This window comes from Pseudodesulfovibrio thermohalotolerans (assembly GCF_021353295.2).
Lineage (GTDB): Bacteria > Desulfobacterota > Desulfovibrionia > Desulfovibrionales > Desulfovibrionaceae > Pseudodesulfovibrio > Pseudodesulfovibrio thermohalotolerans.
Genome location: NZ_CP120635.1, coordinates 3,728,491 through 3,745,344, shown reverse-complemented (window position 1 = coordinate 3,745,344; position 16,854 = coordinate 3,728,491). Strand labels below are relative to the sequence as shown.

General features: G+C 63.8%; 16 protein-coding genes. 10 read left to right on the top strand and 6 right to left on the bottom strand.

Translation table 11 applies throughout. The annotated features are described in order from the left end of the window. Positions 1–21: 21 nt before the first annotated feature. The 4 genes from LF599_RS17585 to pstA all read left to right on the top strand — a co-directional run bounded on the left by LF599_RS17585 (position 22) and on the right by pstA (position 4,398). Positions 22–1,233 carry a molybdopterin molybdotransferase MoeA gene (locus LF599_RS17585; RefSeq protein ID WP_279521720.1) on the top strand — a complete coding sequence of 404 codons (1,212 nt, stop codon included), beginning with the start codon at positions 22–24 and terminating at the stop codon, positions 1,231–1,233. A 394-nt stretch (positions 1,234–1,627) separates the two neighbouring features. Beyond that, positions 1,628–2,437, top strand: a complete 810-nt coding sequence (locus LF599_RS17580) for a PstS family phosphate ABC transporter substrate-binding protein (RefSeq protein ID WP_279521719.1) — start codon at positions 1,628–1,630, stop codon at positions 2,435–2,437. Between the two features lie 95 nt (positions 2,438–2,532). Next, positions 2,533–3,456: a phosphate ABC transporter permease subunit PstC gene (gene pstC, locus LF599_RS17575; RefSeq protein WP_279521718.1), complete on the top strand. Its 924-nt coding sequence runs from the start codon at positions 2,533–2,535 to the stop codon at positions 3,454–3,456. A 9-nt stretch (positions 3,457–3,465) separates the two neighbouring features. Then, a complete protein-coding gene (gene pstA / locus LF599_RS17570; RefSeq protein ID WP_404823730.1) occupies positions 3,466–4,398 on the top strand; it encodes a phosphate ABC transporter permease PstA in 933 nt (310 codons plus the stop codon). An 80-nt stretch (positions 4,399–4,478) separates the two neighbouring features. Here the strand turns inward: pstA and LF599_RS17565 are convergent, their stop codons facing one another. Both LF599_RS17565 and LF599_RS17560 read right to left on the bottom strand, forming a co-directional pair. Continuing rightward, positions 4,479–5,561: a glycosyltransferase gene (locus LF599_RS17565; RefSeq protein WP_279521717.1), complete on the bottom strand. Its 1,083-nt coding sequence runs from the start codon at positions 5,559–5,561 to the stop codon at positions 4,479–4,481. Positions 5,562–5,564: 3 nt separating this feature from the next. Beyond that, on the bottom strand, positions 5,565–8,270 hold the full coding sequence (locus LF599_RS17560; RefSeq protein ID WP_279521716.1) for a bifunctional acetate--CoA ligase family protein/GNAT family N-acetyltransferase: 2,706 nt from the start codon (positions 8,268–8,270) through the stop codon (positions 5,565–5,567). A gap of 230 nt (positions 8,271–8,500) precedes the next feature. Between LF599_RS17560 and LF599_RS17555 the strand changes: the two genes are divergently transcribed. Further along, positions 8,501–8,956, top strand: a complete 456-nt coding sequence (locus LF599_RS17555) for a hypothetical protein (protein WP_269940421.1) — start codon at positions 8,501–8,503, stop codon at positions 8,954–8,956. A 192-nt stretch (positions 8,957–9,148) separates the two neighbouring features. Further along, positions 9,149–10,585: a hypothetical protein gene (locus tag LF599_RS17550; RefSeq protein WP_279521715.1), complete on the top strand. Its 1,437-nt coding sequence runs from the start codon at positions 9,149–9,151 to the stop codon at positions 10,583–10,585. Positions 10,586–10,773: 188 nt separating this feature from the next. On the opposite strand, the gene LF599_RS17545 is transcribed toward LF599_RS17550, so the two are convergent. Together LF599_RS17545 and LF599_RS17540 are read right to left on the bottom strand one after the other, a co-directional pair. After that, positions 10,774–11,136 (bottom strand): hypothetical protein, encoded by a 363-nt coding sequence (locus LF599_RS17545; RefSeq protein ID WP_269940424.1) that lies wholly within the window; start codon positions 11,134–11,136, stop codon positions 10,774–10,776. Then, on the bottom strand, positions 11,123–12,409 hold the full coding sequence (locus tag LF599_RS17540; protein WP_279521714.1) for a terminase large subunit domain-containing protein: 1,287 nt from the start codon (positions 12,407–12,409) through the stop codon (positions 11,123–11,125). The genes LF599_RS17545 and LF599_RS17540 overlap by 14 nt, the downstream gene beginning before the upstream one ends. 13 nt (positions 12,410–12,422) lie before the next feature. On the opposite strand from LF599_RS17540, the gene LF599_RS17535 reads away from it, so the two are divergent. Then, on the top strand, positions 12,423–13,382 hold the full coding sequence (locus tag LF599_RS17535) for a tetratricopeptide repeat protein (protein WP_279521713.1): 960 nt from the start codon (positions 12,423–12,425) through the stop codon (positions 13,380–13,382). 2 nt (positions 13,383–13,384) lie between these two features. On the opposite strand, the gene LF599_RS17530 is transcribed toward LF599_RS17535, so the two are convergent. Further along, positions 13,385–13,597 carry a hypothetical protein gene (locus LF599_RS17530; RefSeq protein ID WP_269940428.1) on the bottom strand — a complete coding sequence of 71 codons (213 nt, stop codon included), beginning with the start codon at positions 13,595–13,597 and terminating at the stop codon, positions 13,385–13,387. Then, a complete protein-coding gene (locus LF599_RS17525) occupies positions 13,594–14,001 on the bottom strand; it encodes a hypothetical protein (RefSeq protein WP_279521712.1) in 408 nt (135 codons plus the stop codon). The genes LF599_RS17530 and LF599_RS17525 overlap by 4 nt, the downstream gene beginning before the upstream one ends. Before the next feature lie 290 nt (positions 14,002–14,291). Here LF599_RS17525 and LF599_RS17520 point away from each other — a divergent pair, with 290 nt between their 5' ends. The 3 genes from LF599_RS17520 (at position 14,292) to LF599_RS17510 (ending at position 16,849) form a co-directional block, all read left to right on the top strand. Further along, a complete protein-coding gene (locus LF599_RS17520; RefSeq protein ID WP_269940430.1) occupies positions 14,292–14,966 on the top strand; it encodes a CBS and ACT domain-containing protein in 675 nt (224 codons plus the stop codon). A gap of 359 nt (positions 14,967–15,325) precedes the next feature. Beyond that, entirely contained in the window at positions 15,326–15,739 is a 414-nt protein-coding gene (locus LF599_RS17515) for a hypothetical protein (protein WP_279521711.1), read from the top strand. Between the two features lie 294 nt (positions 15,740–16,033). After that, positions 16,034–16,849: a sugar phosphate isomerase/epimerase family protein gene (locus tag LF599_RS17510; RefSeq protein ID WP_269940432.1), complete on the top strand. Its 816-nt coding sequence runs from the start codon at positions 16,034–16,036 to the stop codon at positions 16,847–16,849. The last annotated feature ends 5 nt before the right edge of the window (positions 16,850–16,854 follow it).

The window sequence follows — 16,854 nt, the reverse complement described above, 5'->3', positions numbered from 1 at the left end:
TGAAAAGACCCGAGGAAGTCCATGTCCACACCCATCTCCCGCAAGGAAGCGGTCCAAAAACTGCTCGGCCTCGCCCGCCCCTCCGGGGAAACGGCCGTGTCCCCCATGGACGGCGTCGGCCTGACCTCGACCCGGGACGTGGCCGCCCGATGCAACGTGCCCGAGCAGGCTTGCTCGGTCCGCGACGGATACGCCGTGCGCAGCCGTGATGTGGCCGAAGCCTCGGGCACGACTCCTGTGCGGCTGGCGGTGAGCGGATGCATCCGGGCCGAGTCCACGTCTCCCGATCCCATTGAAGCGGGTCGGGCTGTGCGAGTGTTGACCGGCGGGCCGGTTCCGCCCGGCGCGGACGCGGTCCTGGCCGAGGAGGACGTGGAGGAGCTGGACGGCGCCATCCTGGTCCGCGAACCTGTTGGCGAGGGATGGTACATCCGGCCCGCGGGCGGCGAAATTCCGGCGGGCACGAGGATTGCCCCGGCGGGCGGATTGGTCACTCCCCAGGGCGCGGCAGTCATGACCCGAACCCGCGTGGACTCCATCCTGGTCCGCCTCCGCCCGCGCGTCCGGCTCACGGCTCTCGGCAGCGAACTGGCCAAACCGGGCGAAAGCCTGAGCGGCACGGCACGGTTCCCGGCGGACAACCTGGTACTGCTCCGGGGCCTCTTCGAGGCGGCCGGGGCATTGGTGGAGCGGACCGCAGTGGTCCCGGACGACCGTGACAGACTGGTGGAGACCCTGTCCCGCGACGACCTGCCCGAAATCATGGCGACCACGGGCGGCACGGGCAACAGCGAACGGGATTTCGCTTTCGAGGCGGCCAGGGAGAGCGGCTTCACGCCGGTCTTCAAACGCATCGACATCCGGCCCGGCCGAAACATGTTCGCGGCCGTGCGCGGCAACACCCTGCTCTTCGGCCTGCCCGGGCCTCCCGCCGCTGGACACGCCTGTTTCCACGCCGTCATCCTCCCGGTGATCCGCCGGCTGCTTGGCCTGCCCGAACCCGAACCGCGCATGGCCCGGTTCACCCGATCCATCAACGCGCGGGCCGGTTCCGAATGGCTCGTCCAATGCGAGCTCACCGTCCACGGCTCCACGCTGACCGCCACCCCGTTGGCCGGAAAGACCCTGCCTCCCATGCACGGCCTCGCCCTGGCCCACGGCCTCGCCGTCCTGCAAAGCGGCCAGACCGTCACCCCGGGCGACGAGACCGAAATCCTGACAACACTATTTTGATATTCCGAAGCTCCGGGGAAGAGAAGCCCCTGCCGGAAGTGCCCGAATCGGACGGATTATAACATCCCGGCCCGAGGAGATGCGCTACACTTGGCCCAGGGGCATTGGCGCGAATCGACGGCGCGCGGCTCCACCGAGACTTTCGCATTCCGGGCGGAGCCAGCCTGGACAAGGCTGGCTCAACCCTCCGGAGAGGCCCTGCGGTCCGGCCCGCGCAAAGACAAAAAACACAAATGGCGGCGCATGGCTGCGACCCGCCCCGCCGAATCGGCCAGACACTTTGTCACGGACCTTTCGATCGCTCGTCACGAAGATGTAACATCGCAGGTCTATCACTACGTCACACGTTGACGAGGAATAGTTTTATCATAATTTTTTAAGGAAGGTACTTCTGATGAAAAAATTGCTCATTGCTTTCGTGACACTGGCTGTTCTGAGCGTTTCCGCTCTGTCCTTCGCCGCGGAAATCCGCGTCAAGGGCTCCACCACCGTCGACCCGGCCATGAAAAAGCTGGTCGCCGCCTACCAGACCGCCAATCCGGGCGTAAATTTCTCCATCTCCGCCACCGGCTCCGGTGACGGTGCCAAGGCTATCATCAACAAGACCGCCGACATCGGCATGATGTCCCGCGACATGAAGCCCGCCGAAATCGAAAAGTGCAAGGCCAACGGCATCGAGCCGATGCAGTTCGTCATCGCTCTGGACTGCCTGGTGCCCATCGTGCACCCCTCCAACCCGGTTTCCAAGATCACCACCGCCCAGCTCAAGGACATGTACCAGGACAAGATCCGCAACTGGAAGGACGTCGGCGGTAACGACGGCATGATCGCCCTGTTCTCCCGCGAGACCAACTCCGGCACCTACGAGGTCTGGCACGGCAAGGTCATGAAGAAGGAAGACGAGTTCGACATGGTCTCCCGTATGCCCTCCAACGCCGCCATGGCCGCCAAGATCGCCGGCAACAAGAAGGGCATCGGCTACGTCGGCCTGGGCTTCCTGAATCCCAAGATCAAGGCCCTGACCGTCAACGGCGTGGTTCCCTCCGTCGAGACCGGCAAGGACGGCTCCTACCCCCTGTCCCGCTCCCTGAACCTGTACACCGGCGGCAAGCCCTCCGGCGAGACCGCGAAGTTCATCGACTTCGTCATGTCCCCCGCTGGCCAGAAGATCATTGCCGAAGTCGGCTTCGTCCCGGTCAAGTAACTGAAACGAAACGACTGATTCCGACATAGAAACTCCCCCGTCGGGGCGCACCAAGCGCCCCGACGGGATCACGCTTGAGAAAGAGGCGAGAATAAATGCTCTCACGCTCCAACAAGGAAAAGCTCATCAAGGGATTCTTCCTGGTGGCCGCCAGCGCGTCCATCATTGCCCTGGGCCTGATCATGTATTTTCTGGTTTCCGAAGCCCTGCCCACATTCCTGGGCTTCAACGCCATGGGTGAGAAGTTTCAGGGCGTAGGCGTCCTCGACTTCATCCTCGGCAGCCAGTGGAAGCCGGTCTCCGAGACCCCCCAATGGGGCATCCTGCCCCTGATTATGGGATCGGTCTGGGTGACGCTGTTCTCCTCGATCATCGCCATTCCCCTGGGCATCATGACCGCCGTGTACCTGGCCGAAATCGCCCCCAGCAAGGTGCGCGAAATCGTCAAGCCCATGGTCGAGCTTCTGGCCTCCCTTCCCTCGGTGGTCATCGGTTTCTTCGGTATGGTCGTCGTTGCCCCGATCCTGCTCAATCTTTTCGACATCCGGTTCGGCGTGAACATGCTCAACGCCTCGATCATGCTCGCCTTCATGGCCGTGCCCACCATCACCTCCATCGCCGAAGACGCCATCCACTCCGTACCCAACGAAGTGCGCGAAGGCTCCCTGGCCCTGGGCGCCACCCGGTTCGAGACCATCTGGCGCGTGGTCCTGCCCGCCTCGCTCTCCGGACTGTCCACCGCCGTCATCCTGGGCATGTCCCGGTCCATCGGCGAGACCATGGTCGTCCTCATGGTCGCGGGCGGCGCGGCGCGCATCCCGACCTCCATCTTCGACCCGGTCAGGCCCATGCCCGCCTCCATCGCCGCTGAAATGGGCGAGACCAGCTTCGGCCTGGAAATGCACTACTTCGCCCTGTTCGCCATCGCCATGGTCCTGTTCATCATCACCTTTCTTTTCAACCTCCTGGCCGACCACATCGCACACAAGTACAAGCAGGTCGGCTCGGCCAGCCTCTAGGAAAAGGACATGTCAGAAATGGTAAGCACCGAAATGACCATGAACGGATCCAACATACCGGATACCCCGGGCCTGCGCCTCAAGCGCAAGGCCACCCAGGAAATCTGGTTCACCCTGTTCCGCGGCGCCGTGGCCATCAATGGACTGGCCCTGTTCATCATCGTCGGGTACATGGTCTACTACGGACTGCCGGCCATCACCTGGGACTTCCTGACCACCAAGCCCACCGAAGGCGGACTGGCGGGCGGCATCTTCCCGTGCATCGTCGGCACCTTCTACCTGTCCATCGGCTCCATGGCCCTGGCCCTGCCGCTCGGCGTGGCCTCCGCCATCTATCTGCATGAATACGCCATGCCCGGACCGTTCATGCGCGTCATCAGGCTGTGCATCAACAACCTGGCGGGTGTCCCGTCCGTGGTTTTCGGCCTGTTCGGCATGGCCTTCTTCGTGGCCGCCCGCGATCTCGGCGGCCTCGGCATGGGCGTGTCCATCGCAGCGGGCTGCATGACCCTGGCCGTGCTCATCCTGCCGGTCATCATCGGCACCTCCGAGGAAGCGCTCAGAAGCGTTCCCGACACCTACCGCGAGGCCTCCCTGGGGCTGGGCGCGACCAAGTGGCAGACCATCTTCAAAGTCGTTCTGCCCTCGGCCATGCCCGGCATCCTGACCGGCTCGATCCTGTCCATCTCCCGCGCGGCGGGCGAGACCGCGGCCATCATGTTCACGGCGGCGGCCAGCTACAACCCGACCTTGCCCAGGTCCATCTTCAACGAGGTCATGGCGCTGCCCTATCAGATTTACTCCCTTTCCGTTTCCTCCACCGACCCCGAGGCCACTCTACCTCTCCAGTACGGCACTTCGCTCGTGCTGGTGGCCTTGGTGTTGGGCATGAACCTGATCGCCATCATGCTGCGGTCCCACCTTCGCAAGAAGCTGGGCTAGCCCGGCGGCGAACAGTGAAGCCCCCCGAGCCGAATAGGCTCGGGGGGCTTTTTCGTTGACAAAGACGACGGTTTCAGCGCTTACAGATTTTCGTAAAGATGCAGATAATCGCCCACCATGCGCTCCACGGCGAATTTCCTGCCCCCGGACAGAAACGCTTCCTGGCCCATCTGACGGACCATGGACCGGCTGGACAGGACCGACCGGGCCGCCTCCACGAACCGCCCGGTGTCTCCGGAAGGCACGAGCATCCCGGTCATGCGGTCCACGATCTGCTCGGGCACGCCGCCCACGGCGTAGGCCACCACGGGCAGTCCGGCGGCCATGGCCTCCAGAACGACCAGGGAATGGTTGTCGGCACGCGTGGGATAGAGCAGGGCGTCGGAGGCGGACATGAGCATAAAGAGCTTCCCCCGGTCCACGTAGGGCCACAGGATGAAATCGTCGCTCCGTTCCTCGCGGTCGCCGCCCACCGCAAAGCAAACCAGATCGGGCATGTCCGCCTTGAGCCGCTCCCATATGCCCTTCCAGGCGTCCCCGGACTTGTAGGCCGCATTCATGCCTCCATGGGCCGCGAACAGGGCCACCCGCGCAGCAGGGTGAATGCCGAACGATTTGCGGGCCTCGGCCTTGGCGACCCTGGTGCCAGGCCAGGGGATGCCGTTGGGAATGATCTTCACAGGCCGCAGCAGATGCGTCTTGGCGAGCCGCGCCAGCCAACGGGACGGGGCGACCAGGACCGGGTCCAGCCGCGCGACCTCGGCCAGCTTGCGTTTGCGCACCTCATTCGCGTCCGGGAAATTGCGCGGACAGGGATCGACGCAGCCGCTCTCGGACATGGGGCAGTCCAGCGGATACGGACAGCCGCCGGTGAACAACTCGCAGTCGTGCAGGGTTATGACCGTCTTCACCCCCGTGGGGATGGAGCCGAGCAGAGAGGGCCAGTCCCCTGTGCAGTGCACATGGACGATGCCTCCCCGGGGGATGTTCGCGCCTAGCTCATCGGGCGATATGGCCTCGCCTTCGGACTGCTCGGCAAGCTCGAAGGTCAGGCGCGCGGGCACTCCGCCCAATTCCAGACCGTCGATGAGAAGCTGCGCAACCCGAGTGGCTCCGCCGCTCGCCTCCAGGCCGGTATGATGATGGACCATGGACAGGTTCATGGTCTAGCGGCCCACCTTTTCCATATCCAGAATCATGTTCACCAGGTCAGGGTCGTTGAGATCGGGCGAGATTTCAAAACCGAACTTTCTGGACAGCCCTTGCATGGCCTTGTTCTCGACCATGGTCTGGCCCGTGAGCAGCCGGGTGCCACGGTCCTTGGTGTACTGGATGCCCTTGTGGAAGAGCATGGACCCGAGCCCCTCGCCCTTGAGGTCCGAACGGACCACGATGGCGAACTCGGCTTCGGAGTTGTCCGGCTTGGTGTTGGTGCGCATGACGCCCAGGGTCTCGGGGTCGCCGCGTTCGTCCAAGGCCGTCGCGATAAAGGCCATCTCCCGGTCGTAGTCGATCTGGGTGAAGCGGGCGATGTCCTTGTGGTCGAAATCGCGCTGGACCACGCCGAAAAAGCGCAGCCGCAGGTCTTCGTCCGACAGGCTCCCAAGAAAGTCGCGATGCGTGTCTTCGTCCTCGGGCCGGATGGGCCGCAACGTGACCTGCCGCCCGCTCTTGAGGGTGACGCACTCCTCAAGTTCGCGCGGATACGGCCGGATGGCCAGCCTCGACTCGCCCACGCCCTCGTACGGGGCGATCTCCACCTTCGCGTCCAGGGCGAGCACACCCTCGGAATCGGCGTAGAGCGGGTTGATGTCGATGCTCGTGATCTGCGGCACGTCCACAATGAGCTGGGATATCTGGATGATGGTCAGGCAGATGTCGTCGATGTCCGCCGGAAGGTGGGACGGGGTGCCCTTGAGCAGGGTGGCGATGCGGGTCCGCCCGACCAGTTCCCGGGCCAGAGACATGGACAGGGGCGGCAGGGTGAGGGCCTGGTCCTGGATCATCTCCCGGGCCATGCCGCCGTGCCCGAACTGAAGCACCGGGCCGAAGGTATTGTCCAGATGGGCCGAGACGGACAGCTCGTGCGCGCCGGGCCTGCGCCCCATCTTCTGGACCGTGAAGCCCTCGATGTAGGCGTCGGGCCGCTCCCGGGTGCAGCGGGCCAGGATGGAGGCCGCGCCTTCCCAGACGCGTTCCGGGGTCTCCAGGTCGAGAAGCACTCCGCCCACGTCGAAGGGCTGGGGAATCTGTGGGCTCCTGAGTTTCAGGGCCACGGGATAGCCAAGCGCGTCGGCCGCGATGACCGCCTCCTTGGCGGACACGGCGATGCGGGTCTCCACCACGGGAATGCCGTAGGCGGCCAGAATGTCCTTGGCCTCGGGCTCGGTCAGGGCCTCCCGCCCGGTCTCAAGGGCGGCGCGCACGATATCCCGCGCCCGCGCCGTGTCCGGAAAGAAATCCGAAGGCAGGGAATCCGGCGTCTCGATGAGCATCTCCTGGTTGTGCAGGTACTCGGCCATGTACAGGAACGCCTGAACCGCCTGGGTGGGGGTCTCGTAGGTGGGGATGCCCGCGTTGCGGAAGACCTCCCTGGCCTGGTCCGCCTTGCCGGACCCGAGCCAGGCCGTCAGGACCATGCGCCGGACCCGCTTGAGGGAGTCGCGGATGGCCTCGGCCACCTCCACGTCGGGCTGGGCGGTCCACGGCACATGCATGGCCAGAATACCGTTGGAATTCTTGTCCTTGATGAGCAGCTTGAGGACCTCGGAATAGGCCTTGCCGTCAGCGTTGAAGGGGATGTCCACGGGGTTTGCTCGGGACCAGTTCTCCTCGCCGAGCACGGTGTCGATGGCCTTGATGGTCTCCTCGGACAGGGGAGCCAGCTCCCCGCCGCCCACCAGCAGCCGGTCGGCGGCCAGGATGCCCGCGCTCGTCCCGTTGGTCAGGATGGCCAGCTTGCGGCCATGGACCTGCCGAGGCGCGGACAGGGTCTGGGCCGCGTCGAACAGCCCGTCGATGTCCTCCACCCGGAGCATACCGGCCCGGCGGAAGGCCACATCGTAGATTTCGTCGGAGTTCCGGGCACCGCCCGTTCCGCGCTGCTTGAGATCGCCGAGCACGGTGTCCAGCGCCTGGCCCGGCCGGATGACCAGCACCGGCTTGTTGCGCGAGGCCGCCCTGGCGGCGGACATGAATTCGCGGGCGTCCTTGACCGACTCCACATAGAGCATGATGGACCGGGTCAGCGGGTCCGACCCCAGGTAGTCGAGAATATCGGCGAAAGTCACGTCGACACGGCTGCCGAGAGCGACCATATGCGAGAACCCCACGCCCTTGTCGATGGCCCAATCCAGAACCGTGGCGAAAAGCGAATCCGACTGCGAGATGAAGGCCACCTTGCCCGATTCCACCCGGGCATGGGCCAGAGAGGCGTTCAGGTTCAGGGACGGAACCATGAACCCGAGGGATTTCGGGCCGAGAATGCGAATTTCCGGCGGACGGGCGATGGACAGGATGGTGGACTTGATGTCCAGGCTCTCCTCCCGGGACATGGAGGCGAATCCCGCGCCCATGAGCACCGCTCCGCGCGTGCCCCGCTCCTTGAGGGAATGGATGACCTCCGGGACCTCCTCCAGGGGCGAGCAGACCACGGCCAGATCGGGAGTCTTGGGCAAATGCTTGACCGAGGGATAGGTCAGCACCCCGGCGATGGCCTCGGCCTGCGACGAAACCGGCATGACCGGCCCCATGAAGCCTCCGGCCATGATATTGCGCATGACGATGTTGCCCGCGTTCCTGGGATCGTTGGTGGCGCCGATGACCGCGACGGATGTGGGCTTGAAAAGATATTCGAGGTTGGTGACGCTCATGTGGCTCCTTGACGTGTCGTAACGTAAGCGGTTTAGACAAAGGATAGCGTGTTTTACCGCAACGAGGCAACAGCAGAATGGACACGGACGGTTCCCGGCTTCTTACCCCTTGCGGCCCCTGTCCCTCCGGCTCCGGCATCAAGATTTCCATACAACTCTAAAGTTTTCTATTGAACATGCGATAAGTCATATGAGGGGATGTCCACGCAGACAATAAAGGAGTGCGGACCATGGCTATCGAACCTTTGATGCAACAGACGGGAGCGTTCGTCGACGCATTGGCCGTCAAGGCCGCGGCAACGAGCAAGACCGAGGCCGAGACCGCCCTGGAAGCGCGTATCCCCGACCAGGGTGACACGGTGACCATCTCCGAGGAAGGCCGCGCCCTCATCGCCCTCGAAAAGCCAGGCGAGTCCGAGGAGTCCGACCAGGAAAAGGACATGGACCAGACCATCCAGACCCTCAAGGACCGCATCCAGAAGCTTGAGGAGGAGATCGAGGCCCTTGAAGAAGGCGATCTTCCCGAAAACCGCAAGATGACGCAGATCCAGGAGAAGCAGACCATGCTCATGGACCTGCGCGACCAGTTGCTCAAGGCCCAGCAGACCAAGCTCAAGGTCGACGGCATGGCCGAAGGCGGCGGCACCCGCGCCAACGGCTTCGGCAACACGGCCGAGTCCTTCTAGCGGCGATCCCGCCCGGCGATCCCCGTAGCCAGGCTTCCGGGGCCGTCTCCGGCCCCCTTTCCCGCCGCGCTCAAACGGCGAATATCTCCCTTGACGCCCTTTTTCCCGCTCGTATATTGTAAATATACGCCGAAAGGCCCGTTGCGGGCAATCGCGGACCAGGGAAGGTCGGCTCGGCGGGGAGAAAATCCCATGTCCATGGGAGTAACTGATTTCATAGTGGCCGGACCTCCCGGCCAGGTCACGGCAGGCCCTGCGGGCACATTCCAGGCCGTTCCGGCCGGACAAGTCTCCATAGGCGAGCCCGGCCACGTCCCCATTGATACCACGCCGGCGCGTGTGCCCATCGACACGTCCATGGCGCGCATTCCCTATGCCGCGCCCACGGGCGCGCCCGTCAGCATTTCCGGCGGCGCAGTCCCCGGCGGGGGAGGCGGAAGCGCGTCTTCCGGCGTATCCGTATCGAACGTCGGCGGCGGAGTCGGCGCGGTCACGGGCGGCGTATCCGGCGCGGGCGGCGGCTCGGGCACAAGCTTGATTTCAAGCACAGGCGGCGTCGCCCAGTCCTCCGGCGGCGGCACGGTCGGCCAAAGCACGTCCGGCGGCAGCCAGGTCTCTGGCGGGGCCAGCGTACCCATCTCCACCGAACCCGGCCGAAGCGGCATGGTCCAGTCCATGGGCGGCGGCTCCATCCAGACCGGCGGCGCGTCCGGCGCAAACGCTTCCGGCGGCGGCCCCGTCTCGGGCGGAGCCAGTGTGCCCATCTCCACGGAAAGCGGACGTCCGCCCATTGCGCAGGCAACGGGCGGCGGCGTTTCCGGCTCCTCGGGCGGCGGGTCCGTCGAACGCTCGGGCTCGTCCCCGGCCTCGGCCACGGGCAACGTGGCCATCGCTCCCGCCCTGGGCGTCCAGCCGGTATCGCCCGGCGGCAATGTGGAAATCGCCCCCAAGATCGGCTTCTCCATGCCCTCCATGACAGGCTTCGTGCCGGTTTCTCCGGCCGGGACCATCATGGCCCACCGCATGACCAACCCGCACGGCATGTATTTCGGCCACACACAGCACTGGCCCAACGACGTTTTTCACCACTCGCGCCACTCCGCGCCCTACACGCCGCCTGAAATCCCCATGGCCCCGTGGGTGCCGACGGCGGACGGCTACGAAGAGCCCTTCACGCCCCCCAAGGTCGACTTCGAGCAGGAATCGGGCAGAGGAACGACCATCGACATGCGCTCGGAATACTCCCTGAACATCGATCAGACCCGCAACATCGAACAGAACAACGAGACGACCTTCAACCGCTCGGTGGAGCAGACCCTGGACCAGTCCATGAACACGGTCATCGAACGCAGCGAACACCACGTGATCCAAAACGAGTTCGACAACTCCACCACCCGGAACCTGGACCTGTCCTCGGACCGAACCACCGAGAATACCCGAAACGTCACGCAGAATTTCAACAGGAACAACGAATTCTCCACCGAAACCACCATCATCAACCAGCAGGACAACACGGCCGCCTTCGCGGGACAGCCCCCCTCCTACGTCTTCGACAACTCCTCGCGGACCATCCTCAACTTCGACGCGCCGGAACGCACCGGCGGCGACATCGTGGTCGGCAACGCATAATCGAAAAAATACCAATTTCCCCCATACCAAAAACACTTCAAAGAACATCCCCCTTCGCCGAAGGCGACATAAAAAGTTTCGGAGAGTCCAGAGAACCCTTTTCAAAGGGTTCTCTGGCGGGGTCCGGGGCAGCGCCCCGGCAGGTGCAGGGCAGCGCCCTGCCTCCCCGAAGTGTCCTCCAAAGGACCTCAACCAACCGCCAGACTCGCCGTCTGAAATACGCAGGTTTCGTTGAAGCCGTAGAGCCTGGCGAAGCGGAAGAGGCGTTTGTCAAACCGCCCCAGGTCGTCGGCTCGAACCCCCATGATTTTGGACAGGCCGAGCCGCCGCGCCTCGGTTTTGAGCCATTCCAGATCCCGGGCCAGATTCCGGCGGACGTCCGGCCCCCATCGGGTCATGGTCAGATGCAGTTCGAGGTAGCCGTCCCGGGCCGCGATGGCGCTGACGCCGTAGCGGCTGCCGCCGTCGGCCAGTTCAAGCCAGCGGTAGGTCCCGTCATCCGGGAAGTGGGCCAGAGGCGCAGGCCGGTCGGTTGTCTCATGAACGGACATGGTTTCCTCCGAAGGGGTTGTAATCGTTTGCGGTATGCGCCGGGCGAGGTCCCGCGGCGGGCGGGCGGAAGCCCACGGCGAAGTAGCGGAACCCGTCGGCCGCGTGGCTGGTCCAGTCGTGCACGGGCCGGGACGAGAAATCGGCGGTCCGGTCGTTGAAGGAACGCCGGTAGTGGCGGAGCGCTTCGAGACCGGGGCCGCAGCGGGCCTCGTCGAACCAGCAGCGGGGCAGGATGGTGCGCACGGCGTTGATGCCGTCCTGGATGGGAATGTTGGCCGCGATATCGAAGCGGATTCCCAGGGAACGAGCCGTTTCGAGGCGCGACCGGCCCGTGCCAAGCTCGCGTACGCGGATGTCGTGGGGCGCGATGTGCGTACCATACTTGTATCCCTTGGCGTCGAGAATGCGGGCGTAATGGTCCAATCCCTCTCCGCTGGCCTCGTAGTAGTCGATGACCGCGAAGGTCCCGCCGGGCTTGGCCTGGACGAACCAGATGGAGGTGGAATCCGACATGCCCAGGTCCCAGGCGGTGTGCACGGGCATGGACGGATCATGGGGAACGGCGGTGACGCGGCCATCGCGGTCGGCGTCGGCGAGAAGCTGGCCGAAGTATGCCCCGCGTATGGCGGCGGTGAATGAACACTCGAACTCCTGCTCGTACTCCTCGGGCGACATTTCCCGCGCGCTGGCCTCCAGCTCGTCATCGGCGATGATCCCGGTCTCCGATGCGCGGTACATGGCGGCCAGCCAATCCCGGTCGGCCTTGGCCTTCTCCCATATCTCGTAAAGGGCGTTCTTGCCCCGGGGGGTGCCGATAAACATGGCCCACCCCTTGCGATCCGACAGGGCTGGCCGGATAACCTCGGTCCATATGCGCAAGGGCATCTGGGCCACCTCGTCGAATACCACGCCGTCGAGGTACATGCCGCGCAGGGAATCCGGATTGTTGGCCCCGAACAGGCGGATGCGCGCCCCGTTTTCGAAATCCGCGCGCAATTCGGTCTCGTTGAACTTCACGGTGCATTCGTCGCGCCCCTGGCCGCAGTATCGCTTGAGTTCGTCCCAGACCACGGTTTTTGCCTGGCGATACAAAGGGGCGATGTAAGCCCCGCGCCAGTCCGGGCGGAGGGTGGCCTTCGCAGCCCTGATAAGCCGATTGACGGACAGCACGGTCTTGCCGAACCGGCGGTGGCAGACCAGGACGGAGAAACGGCCAAGCTCCGCCTCGATCCTGGCCTGGTGCTCCCTTGGCACATACAGATCAGTGGACATTGTTTCCTCGCTTATGTTGACGGACGGCGCGGGCCAAGGCTATTCCTCGGCCATGCGGACTTACGCCCTGATTGTTTTGCTTTGCCTGGTTCTGGCCCCGGCGGGCTGCACCGAAAAGGCGGCCCCGCCCGTCGCGCCGCCCACCCGGGAGGAGCTGGCAGCGCAACAACGCGAGGCCCGGGCCGCCGAAGCCCTGACCGAGGCCATGCAGCTCATGCACGACGGCGCGTTCCTCGACGAGGACACGGCGCTTCGGTACCTGGACCAGGCTTTGGAGCTGGACCCGGATATGGCAAACGCCCGCTATTACCGGGCGATGATCCTGTTTTCCGAGGGGCATACGGACGAAGCCCTGACGGATGTGAACCGGGCCATCGAGCTGAAGCCGGATTACGTGAACGCGCTCTACACGCGAGGCTCCATTCTCCTGAATCTGACCCGGTACCGGGAAGCGGCCCGCGACTTCTCGCAGGTCATCCGGCACGACCCGACCGTGGCCGAGGCGTTCGTCCGGCGCGGCTTGTGCTATCTCCGGCTGAACCGGAGCGACGAGGCCATCGACGACTTCGGCAGCGCCCTGGCCATCAATCCGGCCGATCTGGACGCCAACTACAACCGCGGCATGGCGTACCTGTCCCGCAATGAGTACGAGGCGGCCCTGAGCGACCTGTCCCAAGCGTATATTCTGGATTCGGACAATGTCCGGCTGCTCTCCGCGCGGGCCCAGGCCCTGCTCAAGCTCGGCCGGTACGCGGAAGCCGTCAGGGACTACCGCCGGGCCACTCAGCTGGAACCGGGACAGAGCGCCCTTTTCGGACTTCTGGGCGAGGCCCTGGCGGGAGCCGGTGAAATGGACCAGGCCATCGAAGCCGTCGAAACGGCCCTGACGATGGCACGCGCCCGCGGCAACGATTTCCTGGCCTCCCAATACATGGACCAGCTCCGGGAATACCGGGACCAAATCTACCCCTAGGCTCATCGCAGAGCCTCGAACAGGATACGCCCGCCCAGTGCCGCCGTGCCCGCGAGGCTGCCCCATACCAGCCGCTCCAGGACGCGGATTTTCTCCCGATGGCTGGCGCATTGGCGGGCCTCGTTGATTTCCCTGATAGCCTCCTGGATGGCCTTGACCCGTTCATCTATGCGAACCAGAAGATCCTGCACGTCCTGTCTGTCCATGGCCGTCATTTGCCGCCTCCCAGGGCGTCCCTGAGCCCCCGCACCGCGCCGGGCAGGTAGTCGCCGATCTTCTTGACCCCGAGCACGGCAGCCACGATCCAGAACGTGATCTGCAGGAACCAGTCGGGCAGGGCCTCCCAGGCGCGGATGACCTCGCCCGCGCCCTCGGGGTCCGCTCCGGACCAGATGAAAAAGCCAATCCAGGCGAAGAAGAGCACGTCGTCCTTCCAGCCCGCGTTCTCCAGTTGCTTCATCTCCCAATCGTGGTTGAATTCCCGGTCCGAACGGGCCAGCCGCACGCGGTTCTCCATGACCGCCTTCTTCAATTCCCGTTTTCCCCTGAAGTGGTCCGCCACTCCGTCCACCACCGTGGTCAGCAGTCCCGCCACGGCCGCGATAATGGGTATCGCCATGTTGTTCTCCCAATCCTTGAGGTTGCCGATGGCCGCCCCGGTCCTGGACGACCATAGCCCCGGTTTCCGGCGAAACCCGGTTACGGCGGAGAATGGCAGGGAAAAGCGGCCAAATGGCATAAAAAAACAACTTGACGGGGTTTGGACGGACGAGGCTGCCGTCCACGCCCGGCCCGCCCGGGAAAAAGCCGTCGCAGGGCTAGCCAAATGACGCGGGAAGCGTTAAGAATAGCTCAAAATATCGACTGTATCCGGCTGGAAACAGCCGTTAAAACAAGGAGGAACCCCCTATGCTGGTAGCCAACTGGATGACCAAGGACGTTTATACCATCACCCCGGACCGCTCCATGATGAAGGCCTCCAAGTTCATGAAGGACAAGGGAATCAGCCGTCTGCCCGTGGTGGATGAGAGCGGCAAAATCGTGGGCATCATCTCGGACCGCGACGTCAAGGACGCCTCTCCGTCCAAGGCCACCACCCTCGATATGCACGAGCTGTACTACCTCCTCTCCGAGGTCAAGGTGCGGGACATCATGACCAAGAAGATCGTCACCATCCGCGACACCGAAACCGTGGAGAAGGCCGCCGTGCTCATGCTTGAAGGCAACTTCGGCGGCCTGCCCGTGGTGGACGAAAACGACAAGGTCGTGGGTATCATCACCGACACCGACGTCTTCAAGGTCCTGGTCGAAATTTCCGGCATCTACGAAGGCGGCGCCCAGTTCTGCCTGCGGTTGTCCACCGCTCCCGGCAGCCTCCGCCCGGTCCTCGCCTTCCTCAAGGACAACGGCGCGCGCATCATGTCCATCATGACCCACAACGTGCCCGAATCCGAAGGGTTCAAAAACGTCTACATCCGCATCCGCGACATGGAAAAGCCCGAATTCAAGCGCCTCAAGCAAGGCCTGGCCGAACAGTTCGAGGTTCTCTACTGGGTCGTCGACGCGGTCCACACCGTCATCTAGCAGAGGAACAAACCCGGGATCATCGCCGGAAACATCATTTAATACGATAAAAAGACGATAAGTTACTTGATCTATATACGCTTGTAATATAGTATGATCTTACCGACGATCTCTGCCTTTTCATAAGGCTGGAAGGCTGCCCGGACGCAGGGCGGCCTCCCTCCTTTTTTGAACGCCGCGCCCCCCCCTCCCACCACTATTCGGCCAATCCGTAAACACGCCAAACGACAGTTGCGCCAAAGCCACGGCAAGTACCGGGCTCCTTTCGCCTCACCCATCCCGTAAAATATTAAGAAACATCTTAAGAAACGGATCGGCCATCCGATTAGAGAGAACGACGATTGTAATAAGGAGCGGTTATGGGAAACGTGGTTGCCCTTGAGGAATTCCGGCGGACTCTGGACAGGCGCGAGGAGCGGGGTCCGGCATTGCCGCGCCCGGAAATCCGAGGCGCGGACATATGGGGCCGGGACTACACCAACTTGGAGGCGGTGGTCTTCGGGCTGTTGAAGGTCCGGGAGATCGCGGCCTATCATGCGGCCCTGCGCGCGGCCCGGCACACGGACCGATCCGACCGGCAGGCGTTCGACTCCCTGTGCCTGAACGCCCTTGAAGCCGCCTACCGGGTGGAGGACATCGGCCCCGCCCGGCTCAAGGCCGCGATCAAGCCGCTCAAGGAACGACTCCTGGACGCCATGACCGAGGACAACAAGCGCGACATGGCTTGGGCGCTGGTCCTGGTCGACCTCATTGAGAAGTCGCCTGCAAAGTAGTTGTCGACAAGCGACGATCATCTATTTCTCACATAAATTCAAAAAGATAAAACACTGACGATTTGTTCAGTGTTCTTCCGACCGTGTCCCTGGACCGCCATGCGCACCAAGGCAAAACCGCGTTGACCGCTCTGCTCCGGCCCGTGCCCGACCCGTTCACGAACCGTACCCAAACCACGGGGCCGACCTGGGCGCATCAAGTCACAAAGCGCGGCCAGTTGCCGTTTACCCGGTTTTTTTCGCCCTTCCCCGATATTTTATTGCCGTGACGTAACCGTGCCGTATGGTGCAGGCATGGGAGAAGACACTATCGGCCGGAGCGGCCCCCTTATTCTTCTGTCGGCGGGATGCCTGTTTCACCTGCCGCTTGAGCACGTGGCGCGCATCGGCCGTGAGGCCGGATTCGCGGGCATGGAGCTCATCATGAATTCCCCCAAGCTCAATCCCGACGCAGGGCTGGGCGCAATCAGCGACATCCTGCCCATCCGCAGCCTGCACGCCCCGTTCCGCGACTGGGCGGCCTGGGGCGGTCACCTCAACTCCTGGAAGGCGACCACGGCCTTGGCCAACACCCTGCCCGAGGCCGACCACATCACCATGCACCCGCCCGGCACCCGGCTGGCCAACATGATCCAGAACCGCTGGTTCGAAAAAGCCGTGGACCTGCCCCTGCTCCTGGACGCCAAGGGCCGCATCCGCTTTTCACTTGAGAACATGCCCTGGGCCGAAGGTTCGCCCTTCGGCAAGGACCCGTTGGACAAGCTCATGGCCCAGTGCCGGGACAAGAACGTGGGCCTGACCTTCGACGTCTGCCACATGGGCGTGTCGGGCCGCGACGTGCTGGAGGCCATCGACAAGGTCCAGCATGAACTGCTCTACAACGTCCACTTCTCCGACGCCGTGGGCTACACCGAACACCTCGCGCCCGGCAAAGGAGCGCTGCCGCTCGATGCCTTCCTCGAACGCCTTGGCAAACGGGGATACGCCGGATACATTACCCTGGAATTGGAACCCGGCGCCTTCCCGAACGACATGGACGGCACCGTGGAAATGCTCACCAGGCTGCGCAAGGATATGGAAGCGCGGCTAGAAACCGGCCGGAGGGATTAAACCAC

Excerpts from the sequence above, each read along its gene's own strand:
- LF599_RS17510 (WP_269940432.1), top strand. The coding sequence starts at position 16,034 with ATGGGAGAAGACACTATCGGCCGGAGCGGCCCCCTTATTCTTCTGTCG.
- LF599_RS17555 (WP_269940421.1), top strand. The coding sequence starts at position 8,501 with ATGGCTATCGAACCTTTGATGCAACAGACGGGAGCGTTCGTCGACGCA.
- LF599_RS17580 (WP_279521719.1), top strand. The coding sequence starts at position 1,628 with ATGAAAAAATTGCTCATTGCTTTCGTGACACTGGCTGTTCTGAGCGTT.
- LF599_RS17515 (WP_279521711.1), top strand. The coding sequence starts at position 15,326 with ATGGGAAACGTGGTTGCCCTTGAGGAATTCCGGCGGACTCTGGACAGG.
- LF599_RS17565 (WP_279521717.1), bottom strand. The coding sequence starts at position 5,561 with ATGAACCTGTCCATGGTCCATCATCATACCGGCCTGGAGGCGAGCGGC.
- LF599_RS17535 (WP_279521713.1), top strand. The coding sequence starts at position 12,423 with ATGTTGACGGACGGCGCGGGCCAAGGCTATTCCTCGGCCATGCGGACT.
- LF599_RS17530 (WP_269940428.1), bottom strand. The coding sequence starts at position 13,597 with ATGACGGCCATGGACAGACAGGACGTGCAGGATCTTCTGGTTCGCATA.
- LF599_RS17520 (WP_269940430.1), top strand. The coding sequence starts at position 14,292 with ATGCTGGTAGCCAACTGGATGACCAAGGACGTTTATACCATCACCCCG.
- LF599_RS17525 (WP_279521712.1), bottom strand. The coding sequence starts at position 14,001 with ATGGCGATACCCATTATCGCGGCCGTGGCGGGACTGCTGACCACGGTG.
- LF599_RS17585 (WP_279521720.1), top strand. The coding sequence starts at position 22 with ATGTCCACACCCATCTCCCGCAAGGAAGCGGTCCAAAAACTGCTCGGC.
- LF599_RS17560 (WP_279521716.1), bottom strand. The coding sequence starts at position 8,270 with ATGAGCGTCACCAACCTCGAATATCTTTTCAAGCCCACATCCGTCGCG.
- pstA (WP_404823730.1), top strand. The coding sequence starts at position 3,466 with ATGTCAGAAATGGTAAGCACCGAAATGACCATGAACGGATCCAACATA.
- pstC (WP_279521718.1), top strand. The coding sequence starts at position 2,533 with ATGCTCTCACGCTCCAACAAGGAAAAGCTCATCAAGGGATTCTTCCTG.
- LF599_RS17540 (WP_279521714.1), bottom strand. The coding sequence starts at position 12,409 with ATGTCCACTGATCTGTATGTGCCAAGGGAGCACCAGGCCAGGATCGAG.
- LF599_RS17550 (WP_279521715.1), top strand. The coding sequence starts at position 9,149 with ATGTCCATGGGAGTAACTGATTTCATAGTGGCCGGACCTCCCGGCCAG.
- LF599_RS17545 (WP_269940424.1), bottom strand. The coding sequence starts at position 11,136 with ATGTCCGTTCATGAGACAACCGACCGGCCTGCGCCTCTGGCCCACTTC.